At 67.7% G+C, this 13052-nt stretch carries 16 protein-coding genes; 3 read left to right on the forward strand and 13 right to left on the reverse strand.

Annotated elements, in window-relative coordinates:
• Positions 1–1248 (reverse strand): ABC transporter substrate-binding protein, encoded by a 1248-nt coding sequence (locus PTT45_RS14950; protein WP_273814287.1) that lies wholly within the window; start codon positions 1246–1248, stop codon positions 1–3.
• 107 nt (positions 1249–1355) lie between these two features.
• Positions 1356–2849, reverse strand: a complete 1494-nt coding sequence (locus PTT45_RS14955) for a CoA-acylating methylmalonate-semialdehyde dehydrogenase (protein ID WP_273814289.1) — start codon at positions 2847–2849, stop codon at positions 1356–1358.
• Between the two features lie 118 nt (positions 2850–2967).
• Between PTT45_RS14955 and PTT45_RS14960 the strand changes: the two genes are divergently transcribed.
• Positions 2968–3849, forward strand: coding sequence for an AraC family transcriptional regulator (locus PTT45_RS14960; protein WP_273814290.1), 882 nt, complete (start codon positions 2968–2970; stop codon positions 3847–3849).
• 52 nt (positions 3850–3901) lie between these two features.
• Here the strand turns inward: PTT45_RS14960 and PTT45_RS14965 are convergent, their stop codons facing one another.
• From PTT45_RS14965 to PTT45_RS14980, 4 genes are read right to left on the reverse strand one after another with little or no spacing between them, the layout of a single operon-like run.
• Positions 3902–4180: a Rho-binding antiterminator gene (locus tag PTT45_RS14965; RefSeq protein ID WP_273814292.1), complete on the reverse strand. Its 279-nt coding sequence runs from the start codon at positions 4178–4180 to the stop codon at positions 3902–3904.
• A gap of 11 nt (positions 4181–4191) precedes the next feature.
• The gene (locus PTT45_RS14970) at positions 4192–4446 is read right to left on the reverse strand and encodes a DUF2024 family protein (protein ID WP_273814293.1); all 255 of its coding nucleotides are present in this window, start codon (positions 4444–4446) and stop codon (positions 4192–4194) included.
• A 1-nt stretch (position 4447) separates the two neighbouring features.
• Positions 4448–5185: a hypothetical protein gene (locus PTT45_RS14975; RefSeq protein ID WP_273814294.1), complete on the reverse strand. Its 738-nt coding sequence runs from the start codon at positions 5183–5185 to the stop codon at positions 4448–4450.
• Between the two features lie 10 nt (positions 5186–5195).
• Positions 5196–5426 (reverse strand): thioredoxin family protein, encoded by a 231-nt coding sequence (locus tag PTT45_RS14980; protein WP_273814295.1) that lies wholly within the window; start codon positions 5424–5426, stop codon positions 5196–5198.
• Positions 5427–5544: 118 nt separating this feature from the next.
• On the opposite strand from PTT45_RS14980, the gene PTT45_RS14985 reads away from it, so the two are divergent.
• Positions 5545–6108: a MarR family winged helix-turn-helix transcriptional regulator gene (locus tag PTT45_RS14985; protein ID WP_273814297.1), complete on the forward strand. Its 564-nt coding sequence runs from the start codon at positions 5545–5547 to the stop codon at positions 6106–6108.
• Between the two features lie 3 nt (positions 6109–6111).
• Here the strand turns inward: PTT45_RS14985 and PTT45_RS14990 are convergent, their stop codons facing one another.
• On the reverse strand, positions 6112–6954 hold the full coding sequence (locus PTT45_RS14990; RefSeq protein WP_273814298.1) for an HDOD domain-containing protein: 843 nt from the start codon (positions 6952–6954) through the stop codon (positions 6112–6114).
• A gap of 82 nt (positions 6955–7036) precedes the next feature.
• Complete coding sequence (locus tag PTT45_RS14995; RefSeq protein ID WP_273814299.1) at positions 7037–7459, reverse strand: PaaI family thioesterase; 423 nt, start codon at positions 7457–7459, stop codon at positions 7037–7039.
• A gap of 155 nt (positions 7460–7614) precedes the next feature.
• Between PTT45_RS14995 and ung the strand changes: the two genes are divergently transcribed.
• On the forward strand, positions 7615–8313 hold the full coding sequence (ung, locus tag PTT45_RS15000; protein WP_273814300.1) for a uracil-DNA glycosylase: 699 nt from the start codon (positions 7615–7617) through the stop codon (positions 8311–8313).
• Here ung and PTT45_RS15005 read toward each other — a convergent pair.
• The 5 genes from PTT45_RS15005 to PTT45_RS15025 all read right to left on the reverse strand — a co-directional run bounded on the left by PTT45_RS15005 (position 8273) and on the right by PTT45_RS15025 (position 12888).
• Positions 8273–9166 (reverse strand): DUF6279 family lipoprotein, encoded by an 894-nt coding sequence (locus PTT45_RS15005; protein ID WP_273814301.1) that lies wholly within the window; start codon positions 9164–9166, stop codon positions 8273–8275. The genes ung and PTT45_RS15005 overlap by 41 nt on opposite strands.
• Positions 9167–9253: 87 nt before the next feature.
• The gene (locus PTT45_RS15010; protein ID WP_273814302.1) at positions 9254–10333 is read right to left on the reverse strand and encodes an ABC transporter permease; all 1080 of its coding nucleotides are present in this window, start codon (positions 10331–10333) and stop codon (positions 9254–9256) included.
• Positions 10330–11268: an ABC transporter ATP-binding protein gene (locus PTT45_RS15015; protein WP_273814303.1), complete on the reverse strand. Its 939-nt coding sequence runs from the start codon at positions 11266–11268 to the stop codon at positions 10330–10332. The genes PTT45_RS15010 and PTT45_RS15015 overlap by 4 nt, the downstream gene beginning before the upstream one ends.
• Entirely contained in the window at positions 11265–12242 is a 978-nt protein-coding gene (locus PTT45_RS15020; RefSeq protein ID WP_273814304.1) for an HlyD family secretion protein, read from the reverse strand. Before PTT45_RS15020 ends, PTT45_RS15015 begins: the two co-directional genes overlap by 4 nt.
• A 1-nt stretch (position 12243) precedes the next feature.
• Positions 12244–12888 (reverse strand): TetR/AcrR family transcriptional regulator, encoded by a 645-nt coding sequence (locus PTT45_RS15025; protein ID WP_273814305.1) that lies wholly within the window; start codon positions 12886–12888, stop codon positions 12244–12246.
• Positions 12889–13052: the final 164 nt, after the last annotated feature.

Below are 13052 nucleotides of genomic sequence, written 5' to 3' on the forward strand. Positions count from 1 at the left end.
TCACTGCAGGGTGGTGGGCTGGCCGGCGGCGCGCCGCTCGGCCTGCCATTCGGCCAGGCTGGGCGCGGCCTGTTCGCCGTCCAGGCGGTGGACGATCTCGAAGTAGTCCTGGTGGCCCGGCGAGGCCATCACCTCGGCCCGGGTCTTGACCCGCACCGCGTACACGGACTGCACGTTCTGGTGGTCGAAGGCGCGCCATTGCTGCGGGCCCTTGAGCAGGCTGTAGCTGTGGCCTTCCAGGGCCTTGATCAACGCCTCGCTGTCCAGGCTCCGGGCGCGGCCGGCGGCCTCCGCCCATTGCTGGACGATGCTGTAGGCCGAGGCGGCTGCGCTGGAGGGGTAGACCTCGTAGCGTTCGCTGAAGTTGCGCACGAAGGCCTGGCCGGCCTGGCTGCCTTCCAGCTCCGGCACGCGCCAGGTCCATGGCTCGGTGCCGAGCACGCCTTCCATCAGGCCGGGGCCGGCCTGCTCGACGATGCCCTGGGTCAGGTTGGGCGCGACGATCTGCACCTTGCGGGTCAGGCCCAGGTCCTCGGCCACGCGCATGGCGCGCACTAGGTCCTCGCCGAACAGCACCAGGACCAGCACGTCGGCATTGCTCTGCGCGGCCTGGGTCAGGGCGTTCTGGTAGTCGGCGATGCGCGCGCCCGGGAAGGGCACCTTGAGGCCGGGGTTGCGTGCGCCGTCCTGGGTGCCGGTGGTTTCGCGCAGTGAGCTCTCGGTGGTGTTGCCCCAGGTGTAGTCGGCGGTGACGTAGAAGTAGCGCTTGTCCGGCAGGTGCTTGGCCAGGTATTGGCCGAGCACGCGGGCGCTCATCCACGCGCTGTTGCATTCGCGGAACAGGTAGCGGTGGCCGTCCTTGCCGGTGGTGTCGTTGGAGTAGGTGAGGGTGCCGAAGTACAGCAGGCCGCGCTCCTGGGCACGCTTGCCGGCGGCGATGGCAGCCGCGCTGGAAGCACCGCCGAAGAGCATGGCAGCGCCTTCGCCGGCCAGCTTGTCGACGTTGCGCGCGGCCTTCTCGGGGCGCGAAGCGTCGTCCAGGCTGGACAGCCGCAGCGGGCGGCCGAGCACGCCGCCCTTGGCGTTCAGCTCGTCGATGGCCAGCAGGGCTCCACGCATCTGTGCCAGTCCTTCTTCCTTGTAGCTGCCGGTGCGCGGGTAGCTGAGGCCGAGGGTAATCGGCTCGGCCGCCTGCGCGGCGGCGGTGAGTCCGACCCAGAGGGCCAGACAGGCAGTCAGTCGTTTCATCTAATGGCTCCTTGTTCTTGTTGTGCCGGGGCTGACTGTGCAGCCCTGGCGAACGCGGAGGCATTGTCTTTTCGTCGTAGTGGCACCGTGGTGCCGCGGGTCAACGTTTACTTCAGTTGGATGGTCATGTTCGGCCCCGACACCGGTGTGTCATCGAACCAGCGGCTGGTGACGGTCTTGGTCTCGGTATAGAAGCGCACCGCCTGCTTGCCGTAGGCGTGCAGGTCGCCATAGAACGAACCCTTCCAGCCAGTGAAGGAGAAGAACGGCAGCGGCACCGGGATCGGCACGTTGATGCCGACCTGGCCGACCTCCACCGCATGCTGGTAATGCCGCGCGGTGCCGCCGGAGCGGGTGAAGATCGAAGTGCCGTTGCCGTAGGGGCTGGCGTTGACCAGCTCGATGGCCTGCTCCAGGGTGTCGACCTCCATGCACACCAGCACCGGGCCGAAGATCTCCTCGCGGTACAGGCTCATGCGGGTGGTCACGCCGCGGAACAGGGTCGGGCCCAGCCAGTTGCCGTTGGGGTAGCCGGCCACTTCGCACTGCGAGCCGTCGAGCAGGCACTCGGCGCCTTCTGCCTTGCCCTCGGCGATCAGCTTCTGCACGCGCTGTTTGGCCTGCTGGCTGATCAGCGGGCCGTAGGCGGAACCCGGGTCTTTCCAGTGCCCCGGCTTGAGTTCGGCCATCTGCGCGGCCAGCTCGTCGATCCACTGCTTCGACTCGCCGACGAACACCGCCACGCTGATCGCCATGCAGCGCTGGCCGGCGGCGCCGCAGCTGGCGCCGAGCAGGTTGCTGAGCACCTGGTCCTTCGGCGCGTCGGGCATGATCACCATGTGGTTCTTGGCGCCGGCGAAGGCCTGCACGCGCTTCAGGTGCTGGGTGCCGGTACGGTAGATGTGCTGGCCCACCGGCACCGAGCCGACGAAGGAGATGGCGCGGATATCCTCGTGGGTGAGCAGGGCGTCGACCACCTCGCGGCCGCCATGCAGCACCTGCAGCACGCCGGCCGGGGCGCCGGCCTCGACGAACAGCTCGGCCAGGCGGTTGGGGGTCAGTGGGTCCTGTTCGGAGGGCTTGAGGATGAAGGTGTTGCCGCAGGCGATGGCCAGCGGGAACATCCACAGCGGGATCATCGCCGGGAAGTTGAACGGGGTGATGCCGACGCACACGCCGAGCGGCTGGATCCAGCTGGCGGTGTCGATCTCGCGGGCGACGTTCTCCACCGTCTCGCCCATCATCAGGCTGCAGATGTTGGCCGCATGCTCGGCCACCTCGATGCCGCGCCAGACGTCGCCCTTGGCGTCGGCGAAGGTCTTGCCGGTCTCGGCGGCGAGGATCTCGGCCAGCTCGTCGTGGTGCTCCTTGAGCAGGTGCTGATAGCGCAGCATCAACCGTGCGCGCTCCGGCACCGGCACTTCGCGCCAGCTGAGGAAGGCTTTCTTGGCGCCGGCGATGGCCGCCTCGATCTCCTCGTGGGTGGCCTTGGGCGCCAGGGCCAGGACTTCCTGGGTGGCCGGGTCGGTCACTTCGATCAGTTCGCGGGCCTGGCTGGCTTGCCATTGGCCGTCGATCAGCTGCGGGATCACCTGGGGCATCGTGGGCCTCCTGTTGTTCTTGTGTGGGCCAGTTATAGCCGCCCCGCGCGCTGCTGTGGATTGACGATCTTGCTCGCGGGATGGACGATCTTGGCATTCGAACAAGAAAGAGGGCGCCATGAACGCCTCGGTGGAAACCTCCAACTGGCCGCTGCCGGCCAATGGCCTGCGCTTCATCGTGCCGCCCCGGCTCAGGCGTGTGCTGGCCCGTCATCCGCTGTCGAATGGCTGCTATCCGCTGGCCCTGGGCTTCTACCCGGAAGCTGCCGGGCACCGCATGCAGCGCCCGGAGCCGGACGACCACCTGCTGATCTACTGCCGCGCCGGGCGTGGCTGGCTGGAAACGGCGGATGGACGATTACAGGTTGGCGGCGGCGACCTGCTGCTATTGCCCAAGGGCCTCGCGCACACCTACGGCGCCGACCCCGAGCGGCCCTGGACCATTCACTGGGTGCATTTCGATGGTGCCCTGTGCGACGACTTCCTGCGCCTGCTGGGCAAGCCCGGCGTGCGCCGCATCGGCGTGCAGCCGCGGCTGCTGGCGGACTTCGAGGCGCTGCTCGGCCTGCACCGCCAGGGCCTGAATCCGGCGCACTTCATCCACGCCGCCCATCAGTTGCAGGCGCTGCTCAGCTCGCTGGCGGTGCTGCCGGCGCGCACCACGCTGAAATCCGGGCGGGTGCTGGACGTGGACGCGGTGCAGGCGGTGATGCGCAGCCACCTGCACGGCAGTCTCGAACTCGACGAACTGGCCGCGCAGTTCAAGCTGTCGCGCTTCCACTTCGCCAAGACCTACCGCGCCCTGACCGGCCACGCGCCGATCCAGGATTTCATCCAGCTGAAGATGGCCCAGGCCTGCCGCCTGCTCGACCAGGGCAGCCTGGAGGTGCGGCAGATCGCCGAGCAGCTGGGCTACGACGATCCCTATTACTTCTCGCGGCTGTTCAGAAAGGTGGTGGGCATGGCGCCCAGTCACTACCGGGCGTTGCATCGGGGATAAAACAAAAGGCCGTGGACGGGGAGTCCACGGCCTTTTGCTTTTTATTGCGCGGTCAGATCGAGCAGACCATTCCCGCCAGTTCCACCCGGCCGAAACTGGCGCCGGGGTCGAGCGGGGTGATGGCCAGCAGTTGGTCGAGACGCACCTCCTGTTTGCCTGCCTCGGTCTGCAGGATGAGGAACTCTTCCTTGCTCGGGGCCGTGCGCGTATCCAGCGCCCTGGCCACGAAGCTCGGGCCCTCGACCAGCTCAACCTGCAGGCGATAGCCGTGCATGCAAGCGATCTCCAGGAAGTCGTGCAGATCGCAGTTCAGGGGCTGATACGTGTTCATGGTGATTTCTCCTAGCAACCCTGCAGCGGGATGATGAAGTAGCCCTGCTGGGCGATGGCCGCGGCCACCTCGGGGTGGGCCGGTTCGCTGTGGCAGAACTGGCAGCGGCTCTGCGATACGTCCGCATCCTCTACACCGCGGCTGGCGAGCCATTCGCGGGCGTAGCGGGCGGCGAGCTCTTGGTCGTTGCCTTCGATGAGCACGTCGAAGTGTAGGTAGCCACCGTCGACCGTGCGCACGTGGGTGTCGAACACTTTCACGTTCATGTCATTTCTCCTCTTTCCAGGTGGCCGGCAGCGACAGGTTGCCGGAGGCCACGTCCCATACGCTGGAGACGCACAGCAGGGGGTTGTGCAGGTCGGCGTTGACCTGCAGGGCGGCGGTCACGCCGTCGTAGTTGAAGCTCTGCGGGAAGCCGACGGCGGCCAGCGGTACGCGGATGCGCGCGGCGTCGTCCTGCACGCTCAGGTCATAGCCGGGCGAGTCGATGTAGATCGGCGCACCGGGCCAGGTGGCTGGCAGCTTGGGTTTGGCCCCCTCGGGGATGTCGCGCACCTTGAGGCCGGACGGACCGCAGCTGGCGTCCTTGGTCAGCACCACCCAGTGCGAGTGCCAGAGGCCGCCGTCGTTGTCCTGCTTGCCGTCGCCGTTTTCATCCAGCTGCGGGGTGTCGTCGAAATCCGGGTGCGAGGTCAGCGCCAGGGCGAGGATGCCCGAGCCCTGCTCGAAACCGACGCTGCCGGCGTCCAGGCTGGTCGGCCAGACGTAGCTGTAGACCTCGGCGGCGGCGAAGCTGCCCTTGGCGGCAGGAACGCGGCTACCGGCCTTGCCGTCGACCAGTTGTTCGAACACCAGGTCGCTGCCGTCCTTGAAGACGCGGGTGTGGACCAGGTCGAAGGCGGCGTCGACCTTGGCGGTCTTCTCGCTGTGGATGCCGCCCGGGCCATGGGCCCAAGCCTGGCTGGCGAGGAGCGCGGTGAGCGCGAGAGCGAAGGGGGCTTTCATGGCCGGCTCCTTATTTGAGGTCGTCGATGGAAGCGCCGAAGTTCAGGTGCAACACCTGGCCATCGACCACCAGTGCGGGCACCGACTTGACGCCGGCCTGTTCGGCCTCGGCGACGCGCTGCTGCTGGTCGCCGAGGTGGACGACCTCGACCTTGATGGCCGGGTCCAGCAGGTTGAGCAGGGTCTGTTCGGCCGAGACGCAAACGGGGCAGCCGGCGTGGTAGAAGCGTGCAGTAGTCATTTCGAGTCTCCTTCAAGTTAATTTGGTATCGATTCGATACTGATGCGAAGGCTACTACCGCTGCACTCTTTGTCAATATGGTTTTTAGTCGATACTATATTTCGACAGGAGTGATGATATGACCGCCACGAACCTCTTCGACCTGCTCGAGCGCCTGACCAGCCTGATGCGCATGTGGAACCGCCAGCACCCGCTGCTGGCGGAGCTGCAGCCGATCCAGGTCAGTGCGCTGATCTATCTGTCGCGCTGCAACCGCTACTCGAACACGCCGCTGGCGGTGACCGACTACCTGGGGCTGACCAAGGGCACGGTGTCGCAGTCGCTCAAGGCGCTGGAGGCCAAGGGCCTGATCGAGAAGGCGCAGGACCCGCACGACCGGCGCAGCGTGCACCTGCAGCTGACCGCGCCGGCCCGTGAGCTGCTGGCGGCCATTGCGCCGCCGCAGTTCCTGGTGGCGGCGCTGGAGCAGATGGGCGAGCGCGCGCAGGCGCTGGAGGAGTTGTTCGGCGACCTGCTACGGCAGATCCAGCGCAACCAGGACGTGCCGGGCTTCGGCCTGTGTCGCACCTGCCGCTTCCACCAGCAGCGCGACGGGGCGCCGTTCTGTGGCCTGACCCAGGAGCCGCTGCTGCCGGCGGAGGCCGAGTTGATCTGCCGCGAGCACCAGCCGCTGGCGGCCTAGGTTTCAGGCGCTCTTGCCGCCGAGCAGCTTGAACCAGAAACGCACCACCTCGCCGATGTTGTCGCGCAGCTGGGCCGGGGTGGGGGCTTCGGCGCCCTTGCCGACCAGTTGCTGCCAGGCCGGTAGTTGCACCAGATGCTCGTCGTCGCCCGAGGCCAGGCAGCGGGCGACCTGGACCACGTCGATCAGGTCCGCGGGGGCAGGGTGGTTGCGGTCCCACTGGGCGCGCAGGCGGGCGCATTCGATGAGCGGCTGCGGCAGGTTCCAGCTGGTCAGTACGATCACCCCGACATCCGCCGACAGCTCGTCGCACAGCGTCAGCAGCTCCGCCTCCGACGGCACCTTGCCGTACCAGCTCTGCACCTCCTCGATGACCGGCAGGCTGCCGATGTCCTGCACCAGCCCGGCCAGCATGGCGTCCTCCAGCGGCAGGCGCGTCAGCTCCTGGGCCAGGCAGGCGCTGTAGGCCGCGCACAGCAGCGAGGCGTTCCAGCGTGCACGGAACACCTTGAGCAGCACCGGGTCGGTCTGGGTGAACAGGTGGTGGATGGTGAAGGTCAGCACCAGGTTGTTCAGGCGCTGCAGGCCGAGGCGCGAGATCACCTCCTGCAGGCTGATGCCGGGCCGGGCGCCGCGCACCAGCGGGCTCTCGGCGAATTGCAGCAGATAGGCCGCCAGCGGCGGGTTGCTGTGCAGCAGGCGCGTCACCTGCTCCAGCGCGGCGCGGTCGGAGGCCAGCAGCTCGCGCAGGCGCAGCGAGGTCTCGGGCATCTGCGGCACCTTGGCGTTGCCCTTGAGGAAGTTGAAGTAGAGCGAAAATTTCAGACCATCTGGATACTCATCCATGTGGCTATCTCCGTCCGTTGTCCCACCCACAAGCCTAGTGGCCATCGCCGCCAGGCCAAGGGTGATCGGACGGACTGCGCGTTCATACCCGGGCAATGGTCGCCAGGCCCGTGGCGACCAGCTTCTCCGCGCCATCCTTGATCGCGAACACGTCGGCCCGGCATACCGCCTGGCGCTGCCCGGCCTTGAGCACTTCGCTGCGGCACACCAGGCGCTCGCCCAGCGCCGGTGCTAGCAGGTTGAGCTTGTACTCGCTGGTGACCACGTCACCGACCAGCGAGGCCGCAGCCCAGGCGCAGCCGCTGTCGACCATGAAGCCGACCACCGCGCCGTGCATGTAGCCGTGGTGCTGGCACAGGTCCGGGCGGCTGGCCACCTGCAGGCTGACCTTGCCCGGGGCGAAGTCGAGCAGTTCGGCGCCCAGCAGCTGGGCGAAGGTGGAGTGCTGCAGCGCCTGCTCCAGGCGTTCGCGGCTGATGCCGCCGGTGGTCTCGCTGATGGCCATGATCCGTGCTCCTGCGGGTGGTGGAGCTTGCAGTCTTGGCCGGCGGCGGGCGTCAGGCCAAATACATCTATGGGCGTGATGAGCAGGCATCAGCCTTGACTTGGCTCCGGGGCTTCCCTAGCGTGCCGTTTTCGTTTTTTCAGCAGGACAGCCGCATGAGCGCCGACGACCGCATCAAACTCGAACCGGGCTGGAAGGAGGCCCTGCGCGAGGAATTCGACAAGCCCTACATGAAGGCGCTGAGCGAGTTCCTGCGCGCCGAGAAGGCCGCCGGCAAGGTGGTCTACCCGCCGGGGCCGATGATCTTCAATGCGCTCAATTCCACGCCGCTGGAGCAGGTCAAGGTGGTGATCATCGGCCAGGACCCGTACCACGGGCCGGGGCAGGCCCACGGCCTGTGCTTCTCGGTGCAGCCCGGCGTACCGGCGCCGCCCTCGCTGGTGAACATCTTCAAGGAATTGAAGCGCGACCTGAACATCGACATCCCCGAGCACGGCTACCTGCAGAGCTGGGCGGAACAGGGCGTGCTGCTGCTCAACACCTCGCTGACCGTGCAGCAGGCCAGCGCCGGCTCGCACGCCGACAAGGGCTGGCAGCCGTTCACCGACAAGGTGATCGAGGTGGTCAATGCGCGGCCGGGCAACCTGGTGTTCCTGCTCTGGGGCGCGCATGCGCAAAGCAAGCAGAAACTGATCGATACCACCCGCCATCTGGTGCTGAAGTCGGCGCACCCGTCGCCGCTGTCGGCTTATCGCGGTTTCCTCGGCAACGGCCACTTCAGCCGCGCCAACCAGTACCTGAAGCAGTGCAGCCTCACTCCGATCGACTGGCGACTGCCGGCTCTGCCGGCGTAGCGCAGCTCAGCCCGGCGATATCCTCGCGCAGGCTGCCGAGGCTGTCCTGCAGGCGCTGGCGCTGTTGCTCGTCGGCGCTGGCGACCAACTGGCCGAGCAGCTCGGCCAGGCTCTGTTCGCCATCGGCGAACGACTCGCGGTAGGCCTCGGTCCAGTAGCTCTGCCGCTCGTTCAGCAGGTGTTCGATGCGCTGGGCGAAATCGGCGCTGCGCCGGCCTTCCAACTCCTGCAGCAGCGCGGCCTGCCAGCGCTCGCGGCTATCCAGCCACAGGCGGTTCTGTTCGCCACGCTGCCCGGCCCAGGCGCGCACCATGGCCCGTTGCTGGGTATTCAGATCACCGAACCAGGGCTCCAGGCGTTCCTCGGTGGTTTCCGCGCGCTTGGCAATTTGTTCGTTCAGCGACGGTTCGACGAATTCGCGGCGCAGCTTCTCGTTCTCCTTGGCCATCTGCTCGCGCAGCTGCTGCACCTGCAGCGGGCTGAGCTGCTGCAGCAGGCCGGCGGCGGTCGGGCCGATCTCGCTGGAGACCTCGCCGAGGGCCTGGCGCAGGTCGAGGAAACGAGCCTGGAAGTGCGCGGCGTCCAGCCGGCCATCGGCCAGGTCGGCGCGATCCTGGTCCAGCCAGTGGGTCAGTTGCGGTATCTGGGTGCTGCAATGCCAGGCCAGGTGCTGGTTCAGGCGCGGCTTGAGCCAGGCCTTCTGCTCGGCGTTGAGGTCGAGGTAGCTGTCGATGCGCCAGGTCAGCAGGCGGTCGAGGTTGCGGTAGGCCAGGTCGATGCGGCTGCAGGCGCCCAGCAGGGCGATGCAGGCCAGCAGGGCAATCATCGGCAGAGCGGGGACGCGTCGTCGCATGGCGTGCCTCGTCGTCATTGGCTGGCCCGAGCATAGTGCCTGCGCATGGCCGCGGTGTTACCGCGACACATCCGCTTAAACATCGCGTCAGTCCAGGCGCTTGTGGATGCGCGTCACCGCCAGGCCCAGCAATGCCACGCAGAACACTATTAGGATCAATACCTCCAGCCACAGTTCATGCAAACCGGCGTTGCGCAGCATGATGCCGCGCGCCAGGCGCAGGTAATGCGTCAGCGGCATGAACTCGGCGACCCACTGTGCCGCCTTGGGCATGCCGGCGATGGGGAACATGAAGCCGGACAGCAGGATCTGCGGCAGGAAGGTGAAGAAGGCCATCTGCATCGCCTGGAACTGGGTCTTGGCCAGGGTCGACAGCCATACGCCAAGCGCCAGGCTGGCGATGATGAACAGCAGCGAGGCGCCGTACAGGTCGAGCAACGAGCCGCGCACCGGCACGCCGAACAGCCAGTGCCCGGCGACCAGGATGACGCTGACCTGGATCAAACCGATACCGATGAAGGGCAGCACCTTGCCGATGGTCAGCTCCCAGGGCGACACCGGCGTGGCGATCAGCAGCTCCAGGTTGCCGTGCTCGCGCTCCCTGACCAGCGCCACGGCGGTGAACAGCACCATGGTCATGGTCAGGATCACCCCGAGCAGGCCGGGCACGGTGTTGAGTGGCGCCAGGCGTTCGGGGTTGTAGAAGTTCACCACCTCCACGCCTTGCCGGGCCTCCCAGCCGGGCAGTGGGTAGGCGGCCAGCTGGCGCGCCGAGGCCTGGATGCTCTGGTCCGAGCCGTCGATCACCAGCTGCAGCGGCGGGCGGTCCTTGCGTTGCAGGCGCGCCTCGAAGTCGCTGGGCACCACCAGGGCGGCATTGATGCGTCCCTCGCGCAGCAGGCGGTCGATCTCCTGCGGACTGTCCAGCTGGTATTTCACGTTGATCACCTGGCTGGAGGCGATTTCCGCCACCACCTCGCGCGACTGCGCGGTGTTGGCCTGGTTCAGCACGGCGGCGTCGATGCCGCGCACGTCCATGTTGATGGCGTAGCCGAATAGCACCAGCTCCAGCAGCGGCACGCCGGCGATCATGACGAAGGTCAGCTTGTCGCGGCGCAGCTGGCGCAGCTCCTTGAGCACGATGGCGCCCAGGCGACGCAGGTTCATGGCCTGGCCTCCAGTGGTTTGCGGGTGACGGCGACGAACACGTCCTCCAGGTTGGCCTCGCCGTCGCGCAGCTCGGCCGCCACTCCGGCCTTGCGTAGGGCGCTGGCGATTTCGTCGCGGTTGCCGTCGGCCGTGCACAGCACGCGCAGGGTGGCGCCGATCTGCGCCGTGGCCAGCACCGCTGGGTGGCCCTGCAGGGCGCGCTGGGCGTCGCGCGGTTGGGCGCATTCGACCAGCAGCGGCTGGCCGGGCAGGGCGTCCATAAGCTCGCGCGGGCTGCCGTCGGCTACCAGGCGGCCGGCGTCGAGAATGCCCAGGCGCGTGCAGCGCTCGGCCTCGTCCATGTAGTGGGTGGAGACCAGCAGGGTGGTGCCTTCCTCGGCCAGCTCGAACAGCGAGTCCCAGAATTCGCGGCGCGACTGCGGGTCGACGGCGCTGGTCGGCTCGTCGAGCAGCAGCAGGTCGGGCTTGTGCAGCACGGCGCCGGCCAGGGCCAGGCGCTGCTTCTGTCCGCCGCTCATGGTGCCAGCCATCTGCTTGCGACGGTCCGCCAGCCAATAGCGCTCCAGCAGCTCGTCGATGCGTTCGCGGGTCTCGCGGCGATTGATGCCCTGTACGGCGGCGAGGAATTCCAGGTTCTCCTGCACCGTGAGGTCCTCGTAGAGCGAGAACTTCTGCGTCATGTAACCGATGCGCCGTTTCAGCTCCTCGGCGTCACGCGGGATCTGGTAGCCGAGCACTTCCACCTCGCCCTCGCTGGGCAGCAGCAGGCCGCAGAGCATGCGGATAATGGTGGACTTGCCGCAGCCGTTGGGGCCGAGGAAGCCGAACACCTCGGCGCGCGGCACACTGAGGTCGAGGTGATCCACCGCGGTGAGCTGGCCGAAGCGCTTGCTCAGGCCGCGGGCGCGGATCACCAGCTCGTTGCCGTTCATGGCTGCTGCTCCGCGGAGACGCGCTCCGCATGCAAAGGCAGGCCGGCCGGCAGCTTGCGCGCGGCCTCGCCCTGCAGCACCAGCTCGGCGCGGTACACCAGGCGGCTGGCGTCGTCGCCGGTCAGTGCGTAGTAGGGGGTGAACGCTGCCTCGCTGCGGATGCTGCGCACCTTGGCCTGGAAGGGCTGCTCGATGCCCTGCACGTGGATGTTCATCGCATCGCCAACCCGCACCTCGGCGCGGATGCTGGCGGGGATGAAGACCCGCGCGTAAGGCTGCTCGCCGACCAGCAGGCTGACCAGCTCGGCACCGGCCGGCGGCTGGTCACCGACCTTGAACGGCAGGGCATCGACCACCCCGGCACGCGGCGCACGCAGGCTCAGGTGTTCGCGGCCAACCTCCAGATGGGCCAGGTTGCCACGGGCGGCGTCGAGCGCGGCGGCGGCCTGTTCGATCTGCTCGGCACGGGTGCCGTTGGTCAGCTCGCGCAGCTGCGCCTCGGCGCTGCGGGTGGAGGCGCTGGCCTGGTCGCGGGCGGCGCGGGCGCGGTCCTGCTCGGCAATGGCCACCTGCTTGCGCTGATACAACTCGGCGATGCGCTTGAAGTTGCGCTCGGCGTCGGTCAGCTCGGCGCGGTTGCGCGCCAGGGTGGCGCGGGCGGAGTCGATGGTCTCGCTGCGCGCGCCGTTGCTCAGCTCGGCCAGGCGCGCGGCGGCCTGGTTCACTTCGCCGCGGGCCTGGGCGATGCGCGCGTCCTGGCGGCGTGGGTCGAGTTCCAGCAATGGCTGGCCGGCCGCGACCTGGTCGCCCTCGGCGACTTGCCAGGTGAGGATGGTCTCCGAGGCTTCGGCGGGCAGGCCGACGCGGTCCCATTCCAGGGTGCCCAGCAGCTGCTCGCCGCCGGAGTCGCAGGCGGCCAGGCTGACCATGAGCAGGCCGGCCAGTAGTGGGCGAGAGAGCGACACAGGGTACATCTCAGGGCTCCATTCCGCCCTTGAGCAGGGCGAGCGTGTGGGCGATCAGCGCTTCGTTGCCGATCTGCGGGTTGGCGAACACGCCGCGCCAGATCGGGGCGGCAGCGTAGGGAAGGAGGGTGACGCCGATCAGCGACACCACCAGCAGGCGCGGGTCGAGCTCGGGGTTGAGCGCGCCACGGGCCTGGGCAGCGGCGAACTTCTGCGCCAGCAGCAGCGGCACCAGGGGCGCGACGCGATCCATCAGCCGCTCGCGCAGCACGCCGCCCTCGCAGAGGATCTCGCGGACCCACAACTGGGAAATCCACGGATGCGCGGCGACGTTGTGGCTCATGTGGCGGACGAAGGCTCCGACCAGCTCCAGCGGGTCGTCGCCGGCCTGGCGAAGCTCCTCGGCGGCGCCCATCACCAGCGGCAGGAAGCGTTCTTCGACCATGGCATCGACCAGGCCGTCCTTGCTGCCGAAGTAGTAGTTGAGCAGTGCGGGGGTGACCCCGGTGCGCTCGGCGATGGCGCGCAGGCTGGTGGCCTGGATGCCCTGGCTGGAGAACAGGTCGGTGGCCGTGTTCAGCAGCAGCTCGCGCTGCGCCGTGGCATCGGCGGTGGGGCGCCCGGGGGCACGTGGGGTCTTGGTCGGTTTGTTCATGTGGAAATAATTAAACAGTTAATTAATTTATGGCAACGACCGCTCGTCCATTAGCGGCTCTGCAGAGTTAGTGCAGCAGGGGCGGGCATTGGTTCGGATGATTTCGCCGGCCCGGCGCCGGCCAACTACCCTCAATGCGGGTGTCCCGTCAGGTAGTAGCCGCA

This window comes from Pseudomonas sp. Gutcm_11s (assembly GCF_028649395.1).
GTDB lineage: Bacteria > Pseudomonadota > Gammaproteobacteria > Pseudomonadales > Pseudomonadaceae > Aquipseudomonas.

What these genes read in the sequence shown, in the direction of transcription:
- PTT45_RS14950 (WP_273814287.1), bottom strand. Translation starts at nt 1,248, where the DNA reads ATGAAACGACTGACTGCCTGTCTGGCCCTCTGGGTCGGACTCACCGCC.
- PTT45_RS14955 (WP_273814289.1), bottom strand. Translation starts at nt 2,849, where the DNA reads ATGCCCCAGGTGATCCCGCAGCTGATCGACGGCCAATGGCAAGCCAGC.
- PTT45_RS14960 (WP_273814290.1), top strand. Translation starts at nt 2,968, where the DNA reads ATGAACGCCTCGGTGGAAACCTCCAACTGGCCGCTGCCGGCCAATGGC.
- PTT45_RS14965 (WP_273814292.1), bottom strand. Translation starts at nt 4,180, where the DNA reads ATGAACACGTATCAGCCCCTGAACTGCGATCTGCACGACTTCCTGGAG.
- PTT45_RS14970 (WP_273814293.1), bottom strand. Translation starts at nt 4,446, where the DNA reads ATGAACGTGAAAGTGTTCGACACCCACGTGCGCACGGTCGACGGTGGC.
- PTT45_RS14975 (WP_273814294.1), bottom strand. Translation starts at nt 5,185, where the DNA reads ATGAAAGCCCCCTTCGCTCTCGCGCTCACCGCGCTCCTCGCCAGCCAG.
- PTT45_RS14980 (WP_273814295.1), bottom strand. Translation starts at nt 5,426, where the DNA reads ATGACTACTGCACGCTTCTACCACGCCGGCTGCCCCGTTTGCGTCTCG.
- PTT45_RS14985 (WP_273814297.1), top strand. Translation starts at nt 5,545, where the DNA reads ATGACCGCCACGAACCTCTTCGACCTGCTCGAGCGCCTGACCAGCCTG.
- PTT45_RS14990 (WP_273814298.1), bottom strand. Translation starts at nt 6,954, where the DNA reads ATGGATGAGTATCCAGATGGTCTGAAATTTTCGCTCTACTTCAACTTC.
- PTT45_RS14995 (WP_273814299.1), bottom strand. Translation starts at nt 7,459, where the DNA reads ATGGCCATCAGCGAGACCACCGGCGGCATCAGCCGCGAACGCCTGGAG.
- ung (WP_273814300.1), top strand. Translation starts at nt 7,615, where the DNA reads ATGAGCGCCGACGACCGCATCAAACTCGAACCGGGCTGGAAGGAGGCC.
- PTT45_RS15005 (WP_273814301.1), bottom strand. Translation starts at nt 9,166, where the DNA reads ATGCGACGACGCGTCCCCGCTCTGCCGATGATTGCCCTGCTGGCCTGC.
- PTT45_RS15010 (WP_273814302.1), bottom strand. Translation starts at nt 10,333, where the DNA reads ATGAACCTGCGTCGCCTGGGCGCCATCGTGCTCAAGGAGCTGCGCCAG.
- PTT45_RS15015 (WP_273814303.1), bottom strand. Translation starts at nt 11,268, where the DNA reads ATGAACGGCAACGAGCTGGTGATCCGCGCCCGCGGCCTGAGCAAGCGC.
- PTT45_RS15020 (WP_273814304.1), bottom strand. Translation starts at nt 12,242, where the DNA reads ATGTACCCTGTGTCGCTCTCTCGCCCACTACTGGCCGGCCTGCTCATG.
- PTT45_RS15025 (WP_273814305.1), bottom strand. Translation starts at nt 12,888, where the DNA reads ATGAACAAACCGACCAAGACCCCACGTGCCCCCGGGCGCCCCACCGCC.